Annotated in this window: 24 protein-coding genes; 22 read left to right on the top strand and 2 right to left on the bottom strand. The window is 64.6% G+C overall.

The annotated features are described in order from the left end of the window. Position 1 precedes the first annotated feature (1 nt). The 21 genes from ABIA45_RS18970 (at position 2) to ABIA45_RS18870 (ending at position 19307) form a co-directional block, all read left to right on the top strand. A complete protein-coding gene (locus ABIA45_RS18970) occupies positions 2-910 on the top strand; it encodes a flagellin (protein WP_157281907.1) in 909 nt (302 codons plus the stop codon). A gap of 269 nt (positions 911-1179) precedes the next feature. Next, positions 1180-2094 (top strand): flagellin, encoded by a 915-nt coding sequence (locus ABIA45_RS18965; protein ID WP_157281905.1) that lies wholly within the window; start codon positions 1180-1182, stop codon positions 2092-2094. 294 nt (positions 2095-2388) lie between these two features. Next, positions 2389-4014 (top strand): flagellar basal-body MS-ring/collar protein FliF, encoded by a 1626-nt coding sequence (gene fliF, locus ABIA45_RS18960; protein WP_036046274.1) that lies wholly within the window; start codon positions 2389-2391, stop codon positions 4012-4014. Continuing rightward, positions 4011-4706: a hypothetical protein gene (locus tag ABIA45_RS18955; RefSeq protein WP_404653171.1), complete on the top strand. Its 696-nt coding sequence runs from the start codon at positions 4011-4013 to the stop codon at positions 4704-4706. Before fliF ends, ABIA45_RS18955 begins: the two co-directional genes overlap by 4 nt. A 6-nt stretch (positions 4707-4712) precedes the next feature. After that, complete coding sequence (locus tag ABIA45_RS18950) at positions 4713-6026, top strand: MotB family protein (RefSeq protein WP_275508563.1); 1314 nt, start codon at positions 4713-4715, stop codon at positions 6024-6026. Then, complete coding sequence (locus ABIA45_RS18945; RefSeq protein ID WP_404653169.1) at positions 6023-7201, top strand: chemotaxis protein; 1179 nt, start codon at positions 6023-6025, stop codon at positions 7199-7201. Before ABIA45_RS18950 ends, ABIA45_RS18945 begins: the two co-directional genes overlap by 4 nt. Continuing rightward, entirely contained in the window at positions 7198-8541 is a 1344-nt protein-coding gene (locus ABIA45_RS18940; RefSeq protein ID WP_404653168.1) for a flagellar hook-length control protein FliK, read from the top strand. The genes ABIA45_RS18945 and ABIA45_RS18940 overlap by 4 nt, the downstream gene beginning before the upstream one ends. Next, a complete protein-coding gene (locus tag ABIA45_RS18935) occupies positions 8492-9073 on the top strand; it encodes a transglycosylase SLT domain-containing protein (protein WP_404653166.1) in 582 nt (193 codons plus the stop codon). The genes ABIA45_RS18940 and ABIA45_RS18935 overlap by 50 nt, the downstream gene beginning before the upstream one ends. Before the next feature lie 106 nt (positions 9074-9179). Then, on the top strand, positions 9180-10412 hold the full coding sequence (locus tag ABIA45_RS18930; RefSeq protein WP_275497112.1) for a flagellar hook protein FlgE: 1233 nt from the start codon (positions 9180-9182) through the stop codon (positions 10410-10412). Between the two features lie 34 nt (positions 10413-10446). Beyond that, the gene (gene flgK, locus ABIA45_RS18925; RefSeq protein ID WP_404653164.1) at positions 10447-11922 is read left to right on the top strand and encodes a flagellar hook-associated protein FlgK; all 1476 of its coding nucleotides are present in this window, start codon (positions 10447-10449) and stop codon (positions 11920-11922) included. A 3-nt stretch (positions 11923-11925) separates the two neighbouring features. Next, on the top strand, positions 11926-12972 hold the full coding sequence (locus ABIA45_RS18920; protein WP_404653163.1) for a flagellar hook-associated family protein: 1047 nt from the start codon (positions 11926-11928) through the stop codon (positions 12970-12972). Between the two features lie 68 nt (positions 12973-13040). Then, positions 13041-13385 (top strand): flagellar biosynthesis regulator FlaF, encoded by a 345-nt coding sequence (gene flaF, locus ABIA45_RS18915; protein WP_157281887.1) that lies wholly within the window; start codon positions 13041-13043, stop codon positions 13383-13385. Further along, positions 13385-13795, top strand: coding sequence for a flagellar biosynthesis repressor FlbT (flbT, locus tag ABIA45_RS18910; protein WP_271542084.1), 411 nt, complete (start codon positions 13385-13387; stop codon positions 13793-13795). Before flaF ends, flbT begins: the two co-directional genes overlap by 1 nt. 15 nt (positions 13796-13810) lie before the next feature. Then, positions 13811-14230 carry a flagellar hook assembly protein FlgD gene (gene flgD / locus ABIA45_RS18905; RefSeq protein ID WP_036007048.1) on the top strand — a complete coding sequence of 140 codons (420 nt, stop codon included), beginning with the start codon at positions 13811-13813 and terminating at the stop codon, positions 14228-14230. Further along, positions 14227-14493, top strand: coding sequence for a flagellar biosynthesis protein FliQ (fliQ, locus tag ABIA45_RS18900; protein WP_025034323.1), 267 nt, complete (start codon positions 14227-14229; stop codon positions 14491-14493). Before flgD ends, fliQ begins: the two co-directional genes overlap by 4 nt. A 73-nt stretch (positions 14494-14566) precedes the next feature. Continuing rightward, entirely contained in the window at positions 14567-16648 is a 2082-nt protein-coding gene (gene flhA / locus ABIA45_RS18895) for a flagellar biosynthesis protein FlhA (protein WP_271542083.1), read from the top strand. After that, positions 16645-17397, top strand: coding sequence for a flagellar biosynthesis protein FliR (gene fliR, locus ABIA45_RS18890; RefSeq protein WP_271542082.1), 753 nt, complete (start codon positions 16645-16647; stop codon positions 17395-17397). Before flhA ends, fliR begins: the two co-directional genes overlap by 4 nt. Positions 17398-17404: 7 nt before the next feature. Next, positions 17405-17824, top strand: coding sequence for a hypothetical protein (locus ABIA45_RS18885; RefSeq protein ID WP_157281879.1), 420 nt, complete (start codon positions 17405-17407; stop codon positions 17822-17824). After that, positions 17821-18300, top strand: coding sequence for a rod-binding protein (locus tag ABIA45_RS18880; RefSeq protein ID WP_198399646.1), 480 nt, complete (start codon positions 17821-17823; stop codon positions 18298-18300). Before ABIA45_RS18885 ends, ABIA45_RS18880 begins: the two co-directional genes overlap by 4 nt. A 39-nt stretch (positions 18301-18339) precedes the next feature. Next, complete coding sequence (locus tag ABIA45_RS18875; RefSeq protein WP_275497105.1) at positions 18340-18852, top strand: flagellar biosynthesis protein FlgN; 513 nt, start codon at positions 18340-18342, stop codon at positions 18850-18852. Further along, a complete protein-coding gene (locus ABIA45_RS18870) occupies positions 18849-19307 on the top strand; it encodes a hypothetical protein (protein ID WP_036007081.1) in 459 nt (152 codons plus the stop codon). Before ABIA45_RS18875 ends, ABIA45_RS18870 begins: the two co-directional genes overlap by 4 nt. Before the next feature lie 112 nt (positions 19308-19419). Here the strand turns inward: ABIA45_RS18870 and ABIA45_RS18865 are convergent, their stop codons facing one another. After that, positions 19420-20190: a response regulator transcription factor gene (locus ABIA45_RS18865; RefSeq protein ID WP_157281875.1), complete on the bottom strand. Its 771-nt coding sequence runs from the start codon at positions 20188-20190 to the stop codon at positions 19420-19422. An 815-nt stretch (positions 20191-21005) separates the two neighbouring features. Here ABIA45_RS18865 and ABIA45_RS18860 point away from each other — a divergent pair. Then, entirely contained in the window at positions 21006-21968 is a 963-nt protein-coding gene (locus ABIA45_RS18860; protein ID WP_404653157.1) for a hypothetical protein, read from the top strand. A 12-nt stretch (positions 21969-21980) separates the two neighbouring features. On the opposite strand, the gene ABIA45_RS18855 is transcribed toward ABIA45_RS18860, so the two are convergent. After that, positions 21981-22559: a MarR family winged helix-turn-helix transcriptional regulator gene (locus tag ABIA45_RS18855; RefSeq protein WP_271542079.1), complete on the bottom strand. Its 579-nt coding sequence runs from the start codon at positions 22557-22559 to the stop codon at positions 21981-21983. Between the last annotated feature and the right edge of the window lie 414 nt (positions 22560-22973).

The following is a 22973-nucleotide window of genomic DNA, read 5'->3' as shown; positions in this document are numbered from 1 at the left end:
AATGTCAAGCCTGCTTACGAACTCGACTGCCATGACCGCACTCCAGACCCTGCGGTCTGTGGGTTCGCAACTTTCCACCACGCAGAACCGGATCTCGACCGGCCAGCGCGTGTCCACCGCGTCGGACAACGCCGCCTATTGGTCGATCGCAACGTCGATGCGCTCCGACAACGCTGCGCTCTCGGCGGTGTCCGACTCGCTCGGCCTGTCGGCCGCGACCGTCGACACCGAATATACCGCTCTGACCTCGGTGATCGGCGACAAGGACTCCGGTCTGACCAAGCTCCAGGCGCTGCTGGTCCAGTCCAAGACTGCAGGTATCGACCGCACCAAAATCCAGGCGGACATCACCCAGATCCAGCAGGACATGAAGCTGAAGGCCAACTCGGCGACCTTCAACGGCATTAACTGGCTGAGCACCACGACGGGTACCACTCCGACGAGCTTCAGCCTGGTGTCGTCCTACTCGCGCGTCGGCGGCACACCCACCATCGGCTCGATCACGGTGACGACGGCCAACTACACGCTCTACTCGACCACGCAGACCGGCATTCTAGACACCGTGGCCGGCAGTGCGTCGGTCGACACGATCAACATCTCTGCGCTGACCGACTCGGCCGCCGACCAGACCACGCTCGATGGCTACATCGCGCAGGTGACGACTGCGATCAACTCGGTGGCCTCGGCCGCCGCCAACCTCGGTGCGGTCAAGAACCGTATCTCGACCAACACGAACTTCGTGAAGTCGCTGATGGACTCGGTTGACCGCGGTGTCGGTCAGCTCGTCGACGCCGACATGAACGCGGAATCCACCCGCCTGGCCGCCCTTCAGGTTCAGCAGCAGCTCGGCGTGCAGGCGCTCTCGATCGCCAACAACAGCAGCCAGAGCATCTTGTCGCTGTTCCGCTAAGACGGAAGTCATCGGAGGAGGGCCGCGCTTCTCGCGAAGCGCGGCCCTTTCGTTTGGGCATGGCCATCCGCGCCCAAGTCCGGCCGCCTGTTGCGGCAGGAACACAGGGCCACAAGCCCCGCACAAGCTTCGCTCGCTAACCTCGCCGCTACGACAGATTGGGCCTTGAACCGCGTTTGCGGCACGCCCAAAGGCATGACGCCGCTCTGTCGTACCGGTGCAAGCCCGGTATGTCCCCAACTCAAGTCAATCTTCAAAGGGACATCAAAATGGGTTCTAGTCTTCTCACCAACTCCTCCGCCATGACCGCGCTGCAGACCCTGCGGTCTGTCAGCACGCAACTCGCCACCACGCAGAACCGGATCTCCACCGGTCAGCGCGTGTCCACCGCCTCGGACAACGCTGCCTATTGGTCGATTGCGACCTCGATGCGCTCCGACAACGCCGCGCTGTCCGCGGTCTCCGACTCGCTCGGCCTGTCGGCCGCGACCGTCGACACCGAATATACCGCTCTGACCTCGGTGATCGGCGACAAGGAATCCGGCCTGACCAAGCTCCAGGCGCTGCTGGTCGAAGCCAAGACTGCCGGTATCGACCGCACCAAGATCCAGGCGGACATCACCCAGATCCAGCAGGACATGAAGCTGAAGGCCAACTCGGCGACCTTCAACGGCATTAACTGGCTGAGCACAACGACGGGTACCACCCCGACGAGCTTCAACCTCGTGTCGTCTTACTCCCGCGTCGGCGGTACGCCCACCATCGGCTCCATCACGGTGACGACCGCCAACTACACGCTCTACTCGACCACGCAGACCGGTATTCTGGATACCGTGGCCGGCAGCGCCTCGGTCGACACGATCAACATCTCCGCGCTGACCGATTCGGCGGCCGACCAGACCACGCTCGATGCCTACATCGCGCAGGTCACCGCCGCCATCAACTCGGTGGCCTCGGCAGCTGCCGATCTCGGTGCGGTCAAGAACCGCATCTCGACCAACTCGGAGTTCGTCAAGACCCTGATGGACTCGGTTGACCGCGGTGTCGGCCAGCTCGTCGACGCCGACATGAACGCGGAATCGACCCGCCTGCAGGCTCTGCAGACCCAGCAGCAGCTCGGCGTTCAGGCGCTCTCGATCGCCAACCAGAACAGCCAGAGTATCCTGTCGCTGTTCCGCGGCTAAGCGGCGCTTTCGAAAACGACCGTGCTCCCTCAGGGAGCACGGTCCCCGCCGTGATGGTGGGCGCCGACACGCGATGTGCCGGCAATCGAAACCTTCGTCATACTTCTGCGACACGCCGCAGCCGGTCGGGCTGCCCTGCGTAGCGCTCGCTTGCGGCTGCCAAACCGATTGCGTCGCCCCGTCTTGTAAAATTGCAACGCCTCGCCAGCGAACCCGAAACATTCGCGCCTCGCGCAACCTTCAGACAAGGTTGGCAGCTGAGTGTCGTCACCATTCGCATTGGTACGAGGTCATATGCTCAGTCGTGCGCAGGTACAGCAACTGCTCAACAATCTGCTGGAGCTTGGGCCGCGACGCCTGATGGCCTTGGGACTGATCGGTTTTGCGGTTCTCGTCACCGTCGTCGGCGGCGCCTATTATCTCAGCCGCCCCGAGTTCGAAACGCTCTACACCGGCCTCACCCGCGAAGACGTGACGCGCATCGGCGCGGCGCTGCGCGAGCAGAACATCACCTTCGACGTCAATTCCGCCGGCGATGCGGTCTCGGTGCGTCCGAGCCAGACCATGCAGGCGCGAATGCTGCTCGCCGAGAAGGGGCTGCCGACCAGCGCCAATTCCGGTTACGAGCTGTTCGACAAGATCGGCTCGCTCGGGCTGACCTCGTTCATGCAGGAGGTCACCAAGCTGCGCGCGCTCGAAGGCGAGATCGCCCGCACCGTCCAGCTGATGAAGGGCGTGAAGGCGGCGCGCGTGCATATCGTGCTGCCGGTGCGCGGCTCGTTCCGCGCCACGCAGCAGCCGCCTTCGGCATCGGTCGTGCTGCGCACCGACGGCGCGATCGAGGCGCGCACGGCGCAGTCGATCCGGCATCTCGTCGCCGCCGCCATTCCCGGCATGAGCCGCGACAAGGTGACGGTGCTCGACGCCGACGGCTCGATGCTGCTCGCCGAAGAGGACGAGGCCAGCGCCGCGCCGACCAAGATGGCGAGCCTGCAGAAGACGGTCAGCGGCATGGTGCAGGAGAGCATCCGCAAGGCGCTGACGCCGTATCTCGGCCTCGACAATTTCGAGGTGAGCGTCGCTCCGCAGCTGTCCACCGACAAGCGGCAGATCAACGAGACGGTCTACGATCCCGAGAACCGCGCCGAGCGCTCGGTGCGGGCCGTACGCGAGAAGGAATCCTCGCAGAACGCCGACCGCTCGTCGCCGACCACGGTGCAGCAGAATCTCCCCGACCAGCAGGTGAATGCGGGCGGCGGCAAGAACTCCAGCGAGGACAAGACCCGCCGCGAGGACGTCACCAATTTCGAGGTCTCCTCCAAGACCACGACGACGGTCAGCGACGGCTATTCCGTCAAGAAGCTGTTCATCGCCGTCCTGGTCAATCGCGCTCGGCTGGTCGCCGATCTCGGCGACAAGAGCAACCAGGCCATCATCGACAGCAAGCTCGCCGAGATCAGTCAGCTCGCGGCGACGGCGGGCGGACTGGACAAGGCGCGCGGCGATCAGATCCAGGTGACGGCCGTCGATTTCATCGAGGGCTCGCGTGAGCTGGCGCCGGTGCCGCCGATCAGCTTCGTCGAGATGATCAACAAGCAGCTCGGCAGCGTCATCAACGCGATCACGATCCTAGCCGTGGCTTCGATGCTGGTCTGGTTCGGGCTGCGGCCGGCGGTCAACGGCATTCTGACCCATCGCGCGGAGCAGGAGCAGGCCGAGGCGGCCGAGGCCGCCCAGCTCGAGGCCTCGGCGGCCCTTGCGCTGCCCGACGGCGAGGAGGCCGAGCTCAACCTCGTCGAAGACCTCGAAGGCAAGATGCAGCGAACGCCGCAGAAGCGGCTCGAGCAGATCGTCCGGCTCGATCAGATGCAGGCGGCGGCGATCCTTAAAGACTGGATGCGACGCGAGGAGGCGGCATGAACGCGGCAATCGGAAAGCTCCTGACGCAGTTCGATGCGAATGGCCGGGTCAAGTCGTCGCCGCCGCCCCCGCCTCCAAAAATCCAGGACGTGCTGACCAGGCCAAAGGAGGCGAGGCGCGATCCGCAGCCTCAATCGCAGCCGCAGGCCCACACGCAGCTTCAGGCTCAGCCCTCGGCGCCCGCGACGGAAGCGCCGCCGGTCAATCTCCTGGACGATGCCTATCGGCGCGGCCATGCCGCGGGCGTCGCGGAAGGCGACGCCAAATTGGCCGAGGAGCGCGTCCGCAGCGCGATCCGGCTCGGCGAAGAGCGGGCCAAATGGTCCGACCAGCAGGCGGTCGCGATCGTCAGCGGCTTCGAGGCGGCCTGCCGCGAGATCGAGACCAACATCGCAAGCTCCGTGGCGCGGATCCTGCTGCCGTTCCTCACCGATGCGGTGCGCGACAAGGCGATCGGATCGCTCGTCGAGCAGATCGCGGCACTGACCGGCAGCTCGTCGGCGCCGGCCTTCAAGGTCACCGGCCCGAGCGAGTTGCTGGACCTCGTGAAGACGCAGCTCGAGGCGTCCAGGCGAACCGGCATCGCATACGAGGCCGCCGAGACGCTCGAGGTGCGCGTCGTGGCCGACCAGACCGTGATCGAGACGCAGATCTCCGCCTGGAGTGAACGCCTCAAGGAAGCGCGCCGGTAGTCCGCCATGGAGGAGGTCAAGCATGAGATCGTGATCGTCCGCCGCCGCAGCGCCTTCGCCGAGGAGGCGCATCACGGCGGCGTCTGGAAGATCGCCTATGCGGACTTCATGACCGCGATGATGGCGTTCTTCCTGGTCATGTGGCTGCTCAACGCGCTCAACCAGGACCAGAAGCAGGTCGTCGCGAGCTATTTCAACCCGATCAAGCTCGCTGAGAACTCACCTGCCCCAAAGGGCCTCAAGGATCTCTCAAAAAAGGAGCCGTCGTCGTTCGAAGGCCAGGACGGCAAGCGTCAGCCGGCCGGCACGAACGAGGAAAGGCGCGGCGATTCTCCGACGGCTGAGAAGCCGGCCTCTTTCGAGGAGAAGGTCCTGTTCCGTGACCCCTATGCGACGCTCGCCGAGATCGCCAACAGCGCGAACCAGTCGACGGGCCAGCGGCGCGCCGGCGCTCTGACCTCCGCTGAAGAGGACGGCCTAAAGGGGGGCGATGCCTATCGCGATCCATTCGATCCCGGCTATTGGAAGCTGGCGCCACAGGCGTCCAAGGACGCCGATCGCTTCATCGAGAGCGAGCCGAAGCCGAATGCCTCCGCGCGAGACGGCGCAGCCGGAGCAAATCCGGGCGAGGTGCAGGCGCGCCGGAGCAGGACGGATGATGCCGGCGGCAACGTGGCTCCGGGCCCGGAGAGCTCGTCCGCAAGTCTGTCGCCGCTGGTGCCGCCGGGCGCCGCACCGACGCAGTCGCCGCGCGAGGGCAGCGCCCAAGCTGGCGTTCAGGTGAGCACCGCCCCGCAGGCTCGTCTCAACGATACGGCCAAGGAAACCGAAGCGCGCGACGCGGCGCAAACGCAGCAGCCCACCCTCAAGCAGCTTCAGTCCGCGGTCGCGGAGGCGCTGTCGGACATCAAAGCAGGGGCGGGGCCGGCGGCCGAGGTGCGTCAGGTCGAGGAAGGGCTCCTGGTCAGCCTCACCGACGATGCGAGCTTCGGCATGTTCGCGGTCGGCTCGGCGGAGCCGCGGCCCGAGCTGATCCGCGTGATCGACAAGATCGGGCCGCTGCTGATGAAGCGCCAGGGCATGATCATCGTCCGCGGGCATACCGACAATCGGCCGTATCGGTCGGAAACTTACGACAATTGGCGGCTGTCGACCGCGCGTGCGCAGATGGCCTATTACATGCTGGTCCGTTCCGGCGTCGATGCGCGGCGGATCGAGCATATCGAAGGTTACGCCGATCGGCGGCCGAAGCTCCCGAACGACCCGGCCGCCGCCCAGAACCGCCGGATCGAAATCCTGATCCGGGAGAAGCGCCCTTGATCAGGCTGCTGCGCCTCGCCGTCTTGCTGCTGCTGCCGTTCATCGCGGCAAATGCGCTTGCCCAGCCTGCACCCCAGGGCAGCGAACCCTATGAGCTCGTCCGCGCGCTGCAAGCGGTGCAGGACGGCATCGCCAATGGCGACACCGCAGCACATGGTAATCATATCTCCTTGGTCCGGCAGATCGGCGAGAAGTTTCTCGCTGCCGATCCCGCGGTGTGGAGCAATCCGCAGAACGGCCAGGCCGTCGTCATCTACCTGCTCAGCGGCGGTGCGCCGCAAGTCGTCCGCAAACTGCCGCGCGACAAGATGAACGTCGACGAGCGGCTGTTCAACGGTGCGCTCGCCTATGTCGAGGGTCGCCAGGAGGAAGCGCGGGAGCTATTCAAGGAGATCAAGCCGCGGACCATTCCCTCGGGACTGGGCGGACAGGTCGCGCTGGTTCAGGGCGCGCTGTTCGCGCGCGCCGAGGCATCGCTCGCGATCGAGCGCCTGGACGATGCGCGCCTGCTGCTGCCCGGCACGCTGGTCGAGGAGGCGGCCCTGCGGCGCGAGATCCTGCTGGTGGGGCAGGCGGAGGATTTCGAGAAGTTCGAGTTCCTGACGTTGGCCTATCTCCGCCATTACCGCAACTCGATCTATGCGGGCGATTTCTGGCAGCGCTTCTCCGCGGGGCTGACGCAATCGAGCCTGGCACTCGACGAGCGCCGCTTTGCGCGGATCTCAGCCCTGCTGGAGCAGATCGATCGTGCCAGCCGCCTCAAGCTGTATCTCGTGATCGCGCGCGCCGCGATGGTGCGCGGACGGCTGACCGTGACCCGACTTGCGGGCGAGCGGGCATTGACCCTCAGCGCGGATGCATCGGCGGAGCGCGAGCGCGCCCATTTCTTCCGCGGCGCCTCGCGCGTGCTCGCCGACGAATATGACGGCGGTCTCGCCGAACTGAAGGCGCTCGACCGGTCGAAGCTGCCCGAACGCGACCTCCCCCTTCTCAATGCCACGGTGCAACTCGCGCTCGATGTCCGCAAGCCGTTCGCGGGCGGATCCGCCGCGGCGGCGGACAAGCCCCCGGCAACGCCGGCGCGCCTCGATCTGGCGTCGTCGACCGCGACGCTCGCACGCGCGCAGAAGCAGCTCGGCGAGCTCGAACTTCTGACCAAGGACCGCCGTCCATGACCAAGCTCAGTGGAACCTCCGGACAGCTCTTCAACGGTCTCGCCGAGAGTCTCAACATGCGCGGGTCGCGCGCGGCAAAGGGCGCAGCGACCAAACCGCAGGCGAATTCGTCCTTCAACGAATTGCTCCACACCGTCTCGAATCTCGCCAAGCAAGCCCTGAGCGAAGACGGCAGCGAGACGGCCGCGAAGACCGGAACGCTGCGCACGCGTCCGATCCAACCGACCGAGCAGGAGAAGCCGAAGCAGGCGACGCTGCGCGAACCTGTCGCGGCCACCGCAGATCCAAAGTTCATGGACGAGGCCTCCGACACCAAGTCCGACAGGCTGGCGGAGAAACAGCATCCGGTCGATCATGTCACCGGGACAGATCGCCAGGATCAATCCGGCATCGCTGTGATGGTCGGGCAGGAGATCGCTGCCGTGCCTGCCGTGAAGCCGCAGATGCAAGTTCCCTCCGCAGACAAGGAAGCGCCTGCGCGCGATGAGCGGTTAACCTCGGCGAAGCACGAGGCTCCGGGCGTGATGAGGGCGCCAACCGGGGATCCCGGTCCATCCAGTCCTGCCCCGGCCGGCGCGCGCTCGCAGGCGGCGGCTTCGCAAGCGATGGCCGCGCCGCAGCCGGCGCTGACGCAAGGTATGGAGGCTTCGAGCGCAAGGCCGGCATCATCCGGCTTCGAGGCTGTTGCGGCCGATGTCGAGCGCGCTGCCAAGGCTTCGGCGCGCGCCGCGCTGCCCGAGGCGACCAAGGTCACCGTGGTCCAGCAGGAAACCCATCTGCCACCGGCGCAGTTCAACGCCCCGCAGCAGGTTGCCAATGCCGTCGTCGCCGAGCTGAAGGAGTCCTCGGCACCGGCTGCGTCCGCGGCACCCGATCTCGCCGCATCTCAGACCAACGCACCGGATCAGCCGCTCAGGATCCTGACGGTCAATCTCGAACCGCCCGCGCTCGGCAACGTCACGGTGCGCCTGCGTCTCGTCGGCACCGAAGTGTCCGTCCAGCTCGCGGCCGAGCGCAAGGACACGAGCCAGATGCTCGACCAGCAGCGCGACCAGATCCGCGATCTCATGCAGTCTGCGGGCTACGTCGCCGACGTCGCGCCGGTCCAGCACGGCTCGCTGGACGGATTCCAGGGCAGCTCCGGCCAGTCGCAGCCGCCGGCCCCAGGCCAGCAACAATCCTCGCCGCAGTCGCAAGGCGCATTCGGCGGTGCCGGCACGTCGTCGGGGCAATCCGACGGCGGCGCGAAGCAGGCCCGCGAGGAGCGCCAGTTCAACCAGGAGACGCGTCATGAGCAGGACGTGGCGCCGCATCATCGTCGCGGCCCTGTTTATCTCTAGTGCGGGCGCTGCCCAGGCGGCCGCCGAAACTGCGCGCCCCTGCGAGCGCGAGATGGCGCGCGCGGCCCGGCAGCACGGGATTCCGCTCGGCATTCTCTATGCGGTCGGACTCACCGAGACCGGCCGGCGCGGGGCGCTCCATCCCTATGCCCTCGGTGCCGACGGCCAGACCGTGTTCGCCAAGGACATCAACGATGCAATCGCGAATTTCGAGGCGATGCGCAGCAAAGGCATCAAGTTGATCGATCTCGGCTGCATGCAGATCAACCATTACTATCACGGCGAAAAGTTCGCTTCGGTCCGGGCGATGTTCGATCCCGCGGGAAACGTCGAGTACGCCGCGCGCTTCCTGAAGGAGTTGAAGCAGCGCGAGGGCAGCTGGACCATGGCGGTCGCCCGCTACAACGCGGGTCCCAACAATCAGCCGGCGCAGAAGCGCTATGTCTGTCACATCGTCGCTCATCTCGTCTCGAGCGGTTTCGGGGCGTGGACGGACAAGGCGCGCTCGTTCTGCCAGCCCAGGACGAGCTGAAGCAGAGCTGACCGGATCACGACAAGCTGTGCATCGCGCCCAATCATCAGCCCCGCGCAAGCAAGAACCTCCATTGTAGCTGCAACCTGACCAAGGAGCCCAATTCATGAGCCTGTATGGTGTTATGCGCACCGGCGTTTCCGGGATGAACGCGCAGTCCAACAAGCTGTCGACGGTCTCGGACAACATCGCCAACGTCAACACGACGGGCTACAAGCGGGCTTCGACGGAGTTCTCCTCGCTGATCCTGAAGAGCGGCTCCGGCAATTACGATTCCGGCGCTGTCGAAACCAAGGTCCGCTATGCCATCAGCGACGGGGGCAATACGCAGTACACCACGTCGACCACGGACCTCCGCGTCCAGGGCAATGGCTTCTTCGTGGTGTCGAACGCCAACAACACGCAGCAATATCTGACGCGGGCCGGCTCGTTCGTGCCCGACAGCCAGGGCAATCTGGTCAACGGGGCGGGCTTTTATCTTCTGGGCCAGCCCGGCAACGTGACCAACTTCTCGCAGAACAGCCTGTCCGGCATGCAGATCGTCAACATCGCCCAGGTCTCGCAGGTGCCGGTGCCGTCAACGGCGGGGACGCTGACGACCGGCAACCTGGATCCGAAAGCGGCCGTCATTGCTGGCCCGCCTGGTCCGGCGTCATATTCATCGAAGAGCTCGATCGTGGCCTACAACAATATCGGCCAGGCCGTTACGCTCGACGTCTATATGTCCCACACGGCGACGGCTGCCGGCTCGGATACCTGGCAGATCGAAGTTTACGATTCCGCGACGGGCACCTCGCTCGGCGCGGCCACGACCTTCACCTTCGACACCACGGCGGCCGGGCGGGGCGCGCTCGCCGCGGCGAGCCCGACCGGTCTTGCCTTCACCGTTCCCGGCGGTGCGGCGATGACCCTGGACCTCTCGAACCTGACCCAGGTCGGCACCGACTTCAGCTTCAAGGCCACCGTCAATGGCAGCGTTCCTTCGGCCATCGAGAAGGTCGATATCGACGATGCCGGCCACGTGACGGCGATCCTCAAGAACGGGCAGCAGATGACGCTCTACACCATCATGCTCGCCGACGTCGCGAGCCCCGACAATCTGACGCCCGAACCGGGCAACGTCTATTCGACCAATATGAATTCCGGCAACGCGCAGGTCGGAAATGCCGGCACGGGTGGGCTCGGCACGATCCAGTCTAGTGCCCTGGAGGACTCCAACGTCGACCTTGCGGACGAACTCACCGGCATGATCGAGGCCCAGCGCGGCTTCACGGCGAACTCGAAATCGTTCCAGACCGGCTCGGATCTGCTGGACGTCGTCGTCAACTTGAAGCGCTGAATTCCTCGGCGCTCGTTTCGGGCAAGAGCACGCCATGTCGCTTACCGCCGCTCTCAACTCGGCTCGCTCCTCGCTCATGGCGTCGAGCGTCCAGTCGTCGGTCATCTCGCGCAACATCGCCGGTGCCGGCGCCACCGGCTATTCGCGCAAGCTCACCGTGCTGGACAATCTGCCTGGCGCCGGCGTCTATGTCGCGGCGATCCAGCGCGCCGCCAGCTCGGGCCTCTACAACAACGTCCTGATCGCGACCTCGTCGTCCGCCAAGCAGACCGCGATCTATGACGGCCTGCAGAAGATCGCCACCGCGACGGTGGACGATCCGGAGCTCGACCAGTCGCCGACGGCGCAGCTCAACGCGCTGAAGCAGGCGTTGCAGAAATATGCCAACGCCCCGGACAACGCCACGCTGGCGCAGGCGGCCGTCGCGTCCGCCAAGGACATGGCGACCGCGCTCAACCAGGCGACCCGGACCGTGCAGTCGGTCCGCGAAAGCGCCGATGCCGACATGCAGACGTCGGTTCAGAACATCAACCAGTTGCTCTCCCGGTTCGAGACCGTGAACACCGCGATCGTGAAAGGCACGATCTCCGGCGACGACATCACCGACTATCTCGATCAGCGCGACAGCATCGTCTCGCAGCTGTCGCAGGAGGTCGGCGTCAACATGTCGATCCGCCCCAATGGTGACGCGGCGCTCTACGCCGACAGCGGCGTCGTGCTGTTCGACAAGACGGCGCGGACGGTGAGCTTTGCGCCGACGAATGCCTACACCGCCGGCACCACGGGCAACGCCGTCTACATCGACGGGGTCCCGGTGACCGGCGCCAATTCGGTGATGCCGCTGAAGTCGGGCAAGCTCGCAGGCCTCGCCCAGCTGCGCGACCGGGACACCGTCACTTATCAGAGTCAGCTCGACGAAATCGCACGCGGCCTGATCAATACGTTCAGGGAAAGCGATCAGACCGCCGCGGCGCTGCCCGACGTTCCCGGCCTCTTCACCTATCCGGGCGCCCCGGCGATGCCGGCGAGCGCAACCGTCTCGGTGGGCCTCGCCGGCACGATCTCGGTCGCCGCATCGGTCGATCCAGCCCTCGGCGGCAACCCGAATCTGCTGCGCGACGGCGCGATCAGCGGCAACCCCGCCTACCGATACAACACCGCCGGCAACGGCGGCTATTCGGCCCGGCTGCAGCAGCTCATCGGCGGCATGGATGCCGCGCAGCCATTCGACGCAACGACGCAAGGCAAGCCGAGCGGCAGCCTGATCGACTTCGCATCGTCGTCGGCGAGCTGGATCGAAAACCAGCGCAAGACCGCCGACGCCAACTCCGAGTACCAGAGTACATTGCTCAACCGCAGCATCACGGCGTTGTCCAACGTCAACGGCGTCAACATGGACGACGAAATGGCGTTGATGCTCCAGGTCGAGCGCACTTATTCGGCCTCGTCGAAGATCATTTCGACCGTCGATGAAATGCTGCAGAGCCTGCTGGCCGCCGTGGGGAACTAAGCCATGATGAGCGCAAACTACGTTTCCACCTTGATGCTGTCCTCGTCGTTGAGGTATTCGATAACGAACAATCAGGCGGCGCTGAGCAGGGCGTCGACCGAAGCGACCACCGGCCGCTTCTACGACGTTGGTCTGGAACTCGGTGCCTCGACGGGAAGCGACCTCACGCTGCGGGCGGACTGGAGCTTTGCCGACCAGCTCGTCGACACAAACGGTCTCGTCTCGGGACGCCTCGACGTGACGCAGAATCGGATCACCCAGCTCAGCAAGACCGCGACGGACTTCCTCAAAGACTTGATCGCGGCCCGCAGCACCGACGGCGGCGGGCGGGTCATCTTGCCGCCTGCAGCCTCCAATCTCCAGGACCTGATCGGCGCACTGAACGTCTCCTATAACGGCTCCTATCTGTTCTCGGGCATCAACACGCAGAACGCGCCCATTACGCCTTACGCCGCGGGCTCGGCCAGCAAAAACCAGGTCGATGCGGATTTTCTCGCGGCCTTCGGCTTCTCGCAATCCGCGCCCGGCGTGGCCACGATCACCCCGGCCCAGATGCAGACCTTCCTCGACACCACCTTCGATGCCGAGTTTGCCAGTCCGGCCTGGAACACCAATTGGTCGTCGGCGACAGACCAGACCATGCAAAGCCGCATCTCCACGACGGAGATCGCGGAAACGTCGGTGAGCGCCAACCAGATCGGCTTCCGCAGGCTCGCCGAGGCCTACACCATGATGGCCGACCTCGGGAACGTGAAGCTGAGCCAGGAGACGTTCCAGGTCGTGGTGGACAAGGCCATCGGGCTGGTTGGCAACGCCATCAACGACCTCGCTGCGCTCGGCGGCAGCGTCGGCACGGTCCAGCAGCGGGTCACCACCGCAACCGCCAAGCTCAAGACGCAGCAGGACATCCTGAACAATCAGATCGTCGGCATGGAGAAGGTCGATCCGACCGAAGCCTCGGTCCGGGTCAATACGCTGCAGACACAGATCCAGACCGCGCTGGCGCTCACCTCGCAGCTCCAGAAGATCAGCCTCATCAATTATCTCTGAGCCAAGGCTGCGCTGTCAGGCTCGTAACCTTTGTCCAGTTGTTCGGTTTTCTGCGAAGAGTGGTCCTGATGACGTTTGAAGCCTATGAAGCGGTCGTTGACGAAAGTGGCTATGAGGCGCGCAGCCGCGAGCGGCAGGCGCTCAGCCTCGGCATCGACCGGCTCGAGCGGATCCAGAAGGGGCGTTTCAGCCTCGAGGATCAGGTCGAGAGCCTGCTCTATGTGCGGCGGCTGTGGACGATCTTCATCGAGGATCTCGCGCACCCGGACAACGGCCTGCCGGACAAGCTGCGCGCCGACATCATCTCGATCGGCCTGTGGGTGGTCAAGGAGGCCGACCGTCTCCGCGAGCAGCGGTCCAGCGACGTGGTGCAGCTCATCGAAATCAACCGCCTGATCCGAGACGCGCTTTAATGAAGATCTCCTTGCGCGCGGGCGAACGGATCTACATCAACGGCGCGGTGCTCCGCGTCGACCGCAAGGTCTCCGTCGAGCTCGTCAACGACGTGATGTTCCTGCTCGAAGGGCAGGTCATGCAGGCGTCCGACGCCACCACGGCGCTGCGGCAGCTCTATTTCATCGTCCAGCTCATGCTGATGAACCCGACCGACGTTCGCGACGCTGCGACGCTCTACGCCCAGCATCACGCCGCCCTGTGTGCCGTTTGCGAGAACCGCGAGATGCTCGATGGGCTCGGCGCGATCGACGAACTGGTCGGGGCGACCCGCTATTTCGAGGCGCTCAAGCGGATTCGCGCGTTGTTTCCGGTGGAGCAGGCCATCCTGGCCGGCGCCGCCGCCGTTTCCCCAGTCGAAGCTGCCTGACAGCGGAGGGACAAGATGAACGTCACCAGCGCGACCGACAGCACCAGCAGATCCAGCTCGACCGACACCAACTCGACGACGTCGAGCAACAGCGTAGACTACAACACGTTTCTCCAGCTCCTCATCGCCCAGATGAAGAACCAGGATCCGACCAATCCCATGGACACCGCGCAGTATATGAGCCAGTTCGCCCAGCTCTCGACGGTCGAGCAGGCGATGCAGACGAATGCGAAGCTAGACGCGCTGTTGTCCTCGCAGTCCTTGTCGCAGGCCAACGGGCTGATCGGGAAGACGGTCAGCTTCACCGACTCGACCGGCGCGACCTTCAGCGGCAAGGTCGTCTCGGTCTCCATCAACAGCGACGGCTCCATCGCGACGCTTCAGGATGGCACCAAGGTCGCGGTCGGACCGGGCCTCACGATCAGCCAGTCATGAACGAGCGGGACGCCCTCGATATCGTCCAGGCGGCGATCTGGACCATCATCGTCGCCTCCGGGCCTGCGGTCGGCGCAGCCATGCTGGTCGGCACCGTCATCGCGCTGATCCAGGCCCTGACCCAGATCCAGGAGGTGACGCTGACCTTCGTGCCGAAGATCATCGTCATTCTCCTGGTCGTTGCCGTCTCCGGCTCCTTCATCGGCGCGCATCTGTCGACCTTCACCGAGATGGTCTATTCCAGGATCGAGCGCGGCTTCTGATCCGGCGGCCCCGGCACCATCCCCGCGTAAGCTTTGCGCGGCAGATTACGGGCGGACCCCCTGCCGGTGACCCATGGCCGATACGTTAGCTGCTAGCCCGCCCAATCCGCGCCGTCTCGGAACGGATGCCTTTTTCGCCGCCGGCATCGTGACCATGCTCACGATTCTGTTCCTGCCGATTCCTCCGATCCTGATCGACCTCGGCCTCGCGTTCTCGATCGCGCTGTCGGCCCTGATCCTGATGGTGGCGCTGTGGATTCAGCGTCCGCTCGACTTCTCGGCTTTCCCGACCGTGCTGCTGATCGCGACGATCCTGCGCCTCGCGCTGAACATCGCGACGACGCGCCTGATCCTGTCGCGCGGCGGGGAGGGTGAACATGCGGCAGGCCATGTCGTTGCCGGCTTCTCGCAGTTCGTCATGGGCGGCGACTTCGTCATCGGCCTCATCATCTTCGCGATCCTGGTAACGGTGAATTTCGTCGTGATCACCAAGGGCGCGACGCGTATCGCCGAAGTCGGCGCCCGTTTCACCCTGGACGCCATCCCGGGCAAGCAGATGGCGATCGACGCCGACCTGTCCGCCGGCTTGATCGACGACAAGGAAGCGCAGCGCCGGCGCCGCGAGCTCGAAGAGGAGAGCGCGTTCTTCGGCGCCATGGACGGCGCCTCGAAATTCGTCCGTGGCGACGCCATTGCCGGTCTCATCATCACCGCGATCAACATCTTCGGCGGCATCGTCATCGGCGTCACCCATCACGGATTGACTCTGTCCCGCGCGGCCGACGTCTACACCAAGCTCTCCGTCGGCGATGGTCTGGTGTCGCAGATGCCGGCTTTGATCGTGTCGCTGTCGGCGGGCCTCCTGGTCTCCAAGGGCGGCACCACGGGCTCGGCGGAGCAGGCGGTGCTGCGGCAGCTCGGCGGCTATCCGCGCGCGGTGTCGGCCGCCGCGCTGATGATGTTCGTGCTCGCTTTGATGCCGGGACTGCCGATGGCGCCGTTCGTGCTGCTTGGGGGTGTCATGGCCTTCGTCGGCTATTCGTTGCCGAAGCGGCAGGCCGCGCTGAAGCAGAAGGAGGAGGCCCGCAAGGCCGACGAGCGCGCCCAGGCTGAGGCCAAGGAGTCCGTCAAGGAGCAGCTCAAGACCGCCGAGATCGAGCTGGCGCTCGGCGGCCACCTTTCGGTCCATCTGTTGGGCTCGCGCACCGAGCTTGCCCACCGCGTGGCCAAGATCCGCAAGAAATTCGCCAAGCAGTACGGCTTCGTCATTCCCGAGATCAAGCTCACGGACAATCTGTCGATCGATCCCAAGAGCTACCAGATCCGGATTCACGACACGCGCGTTGCCCATGGCGAGCTCAGGCTCGGCGAGGTGCTGGTGCTGGTCGACAAGGACGGCAAGCCCGACGTGCCGGGCGACGAGGTGATCGAGCCCGCGTTCGGCATGAAGGCGCTGTGGGTGACGGAAGCCTTCACCGACGAAGTCAAGCGGCAGGGCTGCAAGCCGGTCGACAATTTGTCGGTGCTGCTCACGCATTTGAGCGAAGTGATCAGGGCGAACCTTGCCCAGCTGCTGTCCTACAAGGACATGCGCGCCCTGCTCGACCGGCTCGATCCCGAATACAAGCGCCTGGTCGAGGATCTCTGCCCGTCGCAGATCTCCTATTCGGGCCTGCTGGCGATCCTGAAGATCCTGCTTGCCGAGCGCGTCTCCATTCGCAATCTTCACCTGATCCTCGAGGCGATCGCCGAGATCGCGCCCCATGTGCGGCGCTCCGAGCAGGTGGCGGAGCACGTTCGGACCCGACTCGCCCAGCAGATTTGCGGTGATCTCTCCGACAATGGCGTGCTCAACGTGGTCCGTCTCGGCAACCGCTGGGATCTCGCTTTCCACCAGAGCCTGAAGCGCGATGCCAAGGGGGACGTCGTCGAGTTCGACGCAGACCCGCGCCTGATCGAGCAGTTCGCGACCGAAGCCAGCGCCGCGATCCGGAAATTCACCGAGAGCGGCACCAGCGCGGTGCTGGCAGTGACGCCGGAAGCGCGCCCCTATGTCCGGATGATCCTGGAGCGGGTGTTCCCGACTTTGCCGATCCTGTCGCATGTCGAAGTCGCGCGCAGCGCCGAGATCAGGGCGCTGGGAGCCATATCGTGATCTCAGGGCTCGCCGACAGCGTGCTGGTGACGTTCATCGTGTTTTGCCGCATCGGCGCCTGCCTGATGCTGGTGCCCGGCTATTCCAGCGTCAACGTTCCGCCCCAGGTGCGCCTGTTCGTCGCGCTGGTCACGACGTTTGCACTGACGCCGATCCTGATTGCCGTCCTGAAGCCGCTCACGGACAACGCGGCTCCCCTGACGCTCGCGCTCCTGATCTGTTCCGAGCTCGTGGTCGGCAGCGTCATCGGGCTCGGCGGGCGCGTGTTCTTCCTCGCCCTCCAGACTATGGCGACCATGATGGCGAGCGCGATCGGGCTGAGCAACATCCCGGGCACACCGATCGCCGACACCGATCCGGCGCCGGCCCTGGTGCCGCTGATCATGGCGGCGGTCACCACGCTGTTCTTCATGACCGACCAGCACTGGCAGGTGCTGCGGGGGCTGATGAACTCCTACGACGTCTGGAAGCCCGGCAGCAGGCTGGGCGGCAGCGTCGCGCTCGAGCTGCTCGTCGGCCGCCTTTCGGAAGCGTTCGTGCTGACGCTGCGGATCTCGAGCCCTTTCATCGTCTATTCGGTCATCGTCAACCTGGCGGTCGGCCTGATCAACAAGCTGACGCCGGCCATTCCGGTCTATTTCATCTCGGTGCCCTTCGTGCTGTTCGGCGGCTTCCTGCTGCTCTACCTCACCAGCGACGAGCTGCTGACGCAGTTCATGCTGGGCGCGTCGTCGTGGCTGGCGGAGTGACCGGGTCATGACATCGCGCGCGGACAAGCTCGGCCGGATGGTCTCGCTGGTGAAGCTGCAGCTCCGGCTCTCCGAATGGCAGCTCGCTCAATTGCGGCAGCAGGAGCGCAGCCTGCAGGACGAGCAAGAATGGCTGGTCGGAGCCTTGAACGATGGAAAGCCGCCGGCGGGATCGTCGAACGAATCGATCGCGCGGCGTCTCAACAGGGCGAGCGTCGGCGCCCGTGCGGTGCAGGCGCAGGCCGTGCAGCAGCTCGACCAGGTTCGCCGGGAGACCCGCCGCGTGAAACAGATCGAGGAGGTCGCCAAGGCCGCACTCGCAGACAAGCTCCGCGATGCCGAGAAGCGCTCGCTCGAGGACATGACGGGAACGAGCCTTACCGTGCACGCCTGGACGCCACAGCCAGCCAACCGGAACAAGACATGATCGTGACAGCGACGCCCGACCTCGTCCTCGACGTCCTCGAAGCCGCGGACCCCGCGACGCAGCGCGCCGCGACCGCGAAGCTCGACGCGCTGAAATCGTCGGACGCCGATTTCGCCGCCACGATGGAGGCGGAAGTCGGCAAGGCCAAAGCGGCGACCGCCGATCAATCCGCGGCGAAAGTCGCGGAAGCGCAGTCGGGTGCCGTGAACGGGGCGCCGGTGCAGGTGATCAAGGCGCCGGCATCCGGTGAGGTTTACCGCAAGTTCGAAGCCTTCATCCTCCAGACCTTCGTCGAGACGATGTTGCCGAAGGAGTCGGAGGAGGTCTTCGGCAAGGGCACGGCTGGCGGCGTCTGGAAGTCGATGCTTGCAGAGCAGCTCGGCAGCCAGCTGGCAAAGGGCAACGGTGTCGGCATCGCCCGGCAGCTCGCCGCCGCGCATCCGGCTGGACCGGACGCTGCGAAGGCCAAATCATGATCCGCGAACGGGTGACAGAAGTTGAGAGGTGAATTTCCAATGCAGGCACAAGAAGGCGCGGTGGCCGTGGCGATGGACCAGGCGGTCGCGGACACCGAGATGGTGACGACGGAAGCCGCAGCGAGCGATGCGCTGCTGCCCGTGCTGCTGCCGATCGGGGGTCGCGAGGCAAGGGTCGACGCCGCGGACACGGTGAGATCGGACGAAATGCGTGGCCTGCTGGCCGCAATCCGCCGGCTCGCGAGTATCGTCGAGGAGGAGACGACCGCGCTCGCGACCGGCCAGAAGATCGATTTCGACGACTTCAGCGCGCGGAAGAGCCGGAGCATGCTCGAGTTCGTCCGCCTGATGCGGGCGCGGATGCACCTTGGCGGCGAGGTCGAGATCACCGAGGAGATTCAGCGGCTGCGCGAGAAGCTCGAGCGGAATCGCTCCATTCTGGAAATGCACTACGACGCGGTCCGCGAAGTCGCGAGCATCATCGTCAAGGCGGTCAAGGACGCCGAGTCCGACGGCACCTATACCGGTCGCACAGCGCAGGACGGAAAATGATCAGGCTGGTGCTGGCCGGGCTCTGGGTATGCATCCTCACGGCGGGCACGAGCTATGCCGTCGCCTATTGGAAGGAGAAGGGCAGCCTGCTGCCGGCGAAGGACGAGTATCTCGAAGGGCTGCAATATCACAAGACGCGGGCGCTGAGCGTGCCGATGGTCGAAAACGGCAATGTCCAGGGCTACATCGTCGCGCGCTTCGTCTACACCATGGAGGCGCGGACCATGCACCAGCTGAACGTCCCGCCGGAGCCGTTCGTCGTCGACGAGGCCTTCCGCAGGATCTATGCCGACGATCGTCTCGACTTCAGGAAGCTCGCCCGTTACGACCTCGCCATCCTGACGACGGCCATCAAGCAGCGCGTCAACGAACGGATGCAGGGTGACATCGTCCAGGACGTCCTGGTCGAGGACTTCAATTACGTGTCCAAGGAAGAATTCCAGCAGAAGCCGTAGCGCGGGATGGCTGTATAAGCGCTGCTCATCCGATCGTCTCCGCCGCTGAACGTGCAACGGCCTCCGCGAAGTGCGGAGGCCGTTGTCGGTTCGTGCCAGGCTTGCGCCCTTGTCAGTTTCCGGCCGGGTATGCCGCGGGGGCGGCCTGCGCCCGCTTCAAGAGGATGCCGACGTCCTCGAGCTCCTGCACCGGCTCGTCGAGAGTTTCGCCCGCCGGGATGTTGAGGCGGTAGCCGACGTAACGCCTTGCCACGATCGCGTCGAAGCCGAGGCGGTCGCGGAGCTTCTTGCGCAGCTTGCTGACGTGGCTCTCGATCACGCTCTCGTCGAAGGTGGACTCGAAGATGCCGTAGACCGCGTTGAAGATCTGCGTCTTGGTGATCCACTTGCCGTGGTTGGCCACCATATATTCGAGAATGCGCAGTTCGCGGCGGGGCAGGGTGAGGGCGTGGCCCGCGATTTCGGGATCACGGCCGTTGAAGAAGACCTGGATCCTGCTCTCGCAGGGCCTCGGCAGCTCGCCCACCCGGCGGCGCGCGATCGCGGCCGTTCGTGCGAGGATCTCGCGCAGATGGATCGGCACGTGCACGACGTCGTCCACGCCCGATTCGAACAGCTCCAGCGTGTTCTTGAGCATCTTCTGGCCGCTCATGGCGATGATAGGAGCCGATGAGCGCTTGCGCATCGCCCGCGGCAGGCTTCCGCGGGCATCGCAATCCCCGAGGAGAAAAGCGTCCACCGCCGCCAGATCGGATTCGCTCGCAGATTGCAGCCAGTCCCAGAATTCTCCGGAGGAGAAGCCGATCGACGATACGCCTTCGCGAACGAGCCCTCCGACATAGCTGTTCGCGACGCTCTCACGATCATCAACGATAATATACATCAGTCTTTCGCCCCTGTTTCGCACTTGTTGCGGCCGGTTGGTTGTTGTGATGCCCCGGCTCGGCAACGATGCTGTTTGACGACATTCCATCCCGCGAACCGTTGTTGTGGTTTCGATATTCGCGGGCAGCCCTACGCGTTCAGCGCCTGCGTCTCGCAGGCCTGTTACTTCAACTCGATACTGAAACGCTTACTGCGTGAGGCTCGGCGGGTGTCTTACTGATCACCTCGCGGAGCAGATTGAGAAACGACCTAGAACAGTTGCGCCAAGTTGCTCATCGCGTCCGAACACTGCTGAACCGTGTCGATCTCCTCGCCAACTGGCGAGAATCACTTGAGTAGAACCGTAGCGATTGCCGATTCCCGATCAAGCGTGCGTAAGAAAGCGATTGCTACACGCGCTTGATGCTGTTGATTTGTTTCAGGCTGTTTCTTGATGTATCAGATCGCATCAGTTGATTTTGATGCCAAACTAGTTTTGCATCGTGATGGTTGTATAGTTCCGCATCCCCGTACAATTACAGCTATTTCGGGTGGTGCTCCGGGCACGCACATTGATGGGTTTTCAACCCCGGATTGACTCTGGAACTCGCTTTTCCGCATGCGGCAGTTCGACTCACGTTGCGCCAAGACTCCAACTTGGTGAAATCTTGGCGTGTGTGTGTCTTTCGAGTCGCACTATCGCCACGTGTATGACGCGATCGACTCATGCGATGTCGCATCGCGCGCGATGAACGGCTTTCGACCCGCACGTTTCAGGCAAGCTTCGGCAAATATCGTCGTTCGACAGACCGAAACCGAACGGAGCATTTTCATATGTTGTCCGATGGACAAGCTCGTCCCAACGCGACCGCGGATGCTTCCGCGGCGGCGAAGCCGGCGCCGGACGCGAGCGATGCAATGGACAACGCGGCGCGAACGACCAAGCCTGCCGCGAGCGAAAAGCGCGTATCGGCCGCGGCCAGCGACGAGGCTCTCGCAAAGGAGGCACTCGATGGCTTGAAGCGCATCCGTGCCAAGGCCCGCCTCGACAAGATGGCGATCCCGAAGCCCGCGCCGGCCGTGATCAAGCCGGCCGTGATCGTGGCGAAGCCGCCGCCACCCCGTCCGACATGGGTCGCGCCGCTCGCAACTCTGGCGGTCGCCGCCATGCTCGTGGTCTGCGCCTGCACCGGCGTGATCGCCTATCTCACCACGCAACCCGCGCCGAACAACGCTGCGGCCAATGCGGAAATCAGGATTCTGCGCGAGACCGTCGCGCAACTGCGCAAGCAGGTGTCGGGCGTGTCTGAAAACCTCGACGGCTTGCGGACCGCGGTCGATCAATCCAGCAAGGTCACGAACGATCGCTTCGGCAGGTTTGCCGAGAATCTCGACCGGATCGAGCGGGTGAGCTCGTCCTCCACGGTGAAGCTCGACAAGCTCGCTCAGGTGCAGGCCCAAGCCCAAGCCCAAGCTCCCGCGCCGGCGACGGTGCAGACGCAGCCGGTGTCAGCGCAAGGGCCGATGATGGCCGCGGTCGCCGCGCCCGAGTTCACGGGATCGGTGCCCGCGCCCGAGCGTGCGTCGGCGCCGCGCAAGGCGATCAAGGGCTGGGCGGTCCGCCAGGCCTATGAGGGGATCACGATCCTGCAAGGGCCGAACGGCGTCATCGAAGCCGTGCTGGGGCAACAGGTGCCCGGTCTTGGCCGCATCGAAGAGATCAGGAACGAGAACGGGCGACTGGTGGTGGAAGCCAGCGGCGGCGTCATCTATTCGTCGCGCAAGGCGACGCCCTGATCGAGCCGCCTTCTACTGGCGGTGATGCTCGAAGCTGGTGCACAGCAGATCGACCTCCGCCTCGGCGATCGGCGCGCGAAACAGGCGGCAGCTGAACTCGGCCGTCGTCTTGCTGTCGGTATTGGCGCGATCCTCCCGCAGGAAGATGCACCGCTTGCAGACGTCGGTGTGGTGCCGCTGCTCGGCGGCATCGGAGTGGTCCAGCACGTGCCGGAACGTGTCGCGGAAGCGGATCTTGACCTCGTCGTCCAGAACGGCAATCGCCTCGACGAGGACGCTGACGGGATCGCGCATCAGGAACTTCTTGCCCTGCTGCGTCACGCTCAACGTCACTGACCGCTTGTCCGTGGCCGAGCGCTTCCGCTCGAGATAACCGAGCCGCTCGAGCTCGCCGATGATGAACGAGGCGGTGCCGCGCGTGGTGCCGACGTAGCTCGCCAGCGCCGAGGGGGTTCGGGAAAATCGGTTGGCGCGGGAGAGAAAGCGCAGCGCCATCCATTCGCGGTCGCGCAAACCGTGCTTGGTGCCTTCGAACCAAAGGATGCGTGCGGCCTGCTCCAACAGTTCAATCGATTCACGAGCCAAATTCATTTCAGTTCCAGGTCGGATAACGTTTATTCAATTGGGCCTCAGGTAGCGCAATCGGGGGCGGACGAGAATGAGACCCGCTCGCGCTCCGTCGTCCGTTGCGGGCGAGCATCGCGCGTCGCGGGAAGAAGCCTCTGCGTTTCCGAAGATGGAACTTCCGGCCGTGGAACTAGGGTGTCACAAAGAAAGACCGGGTAAATCGCGCGGCCAAGATCCTCTGAAAATTTCAATCAAATGACCGCGGTTCGCACGTGATTTGGTGATGATGAGCGATGCGCAAGCAACATGATGTGTCACTGTCGTCACCCCGGCTGCCATTTGTTGCGGCAGGGCACGTCGGGTGCGCGCACAGGTGCATTCTCTGCAGCGCCAAGAGGCTTGGCGGGCAGGGAAAGAACCATTCGTTTCGGTTAATGG

The organism is Bradyrhizobium sp. USDA 336 (genome assembly GCF_044908355.1).
In the GTDB taxonomy this organism is placed as follows: domain Bacteria; phylum Pseudomonadota; class Alphaproteobacteria; order Rhizobiales; family Xanthobacteraceae; genus Bradyrhizobium; species Bradyrhizobium yuanmingense.
This window is presented reverse-complemented; position numbering and strand designations above follow the sequence as displayed.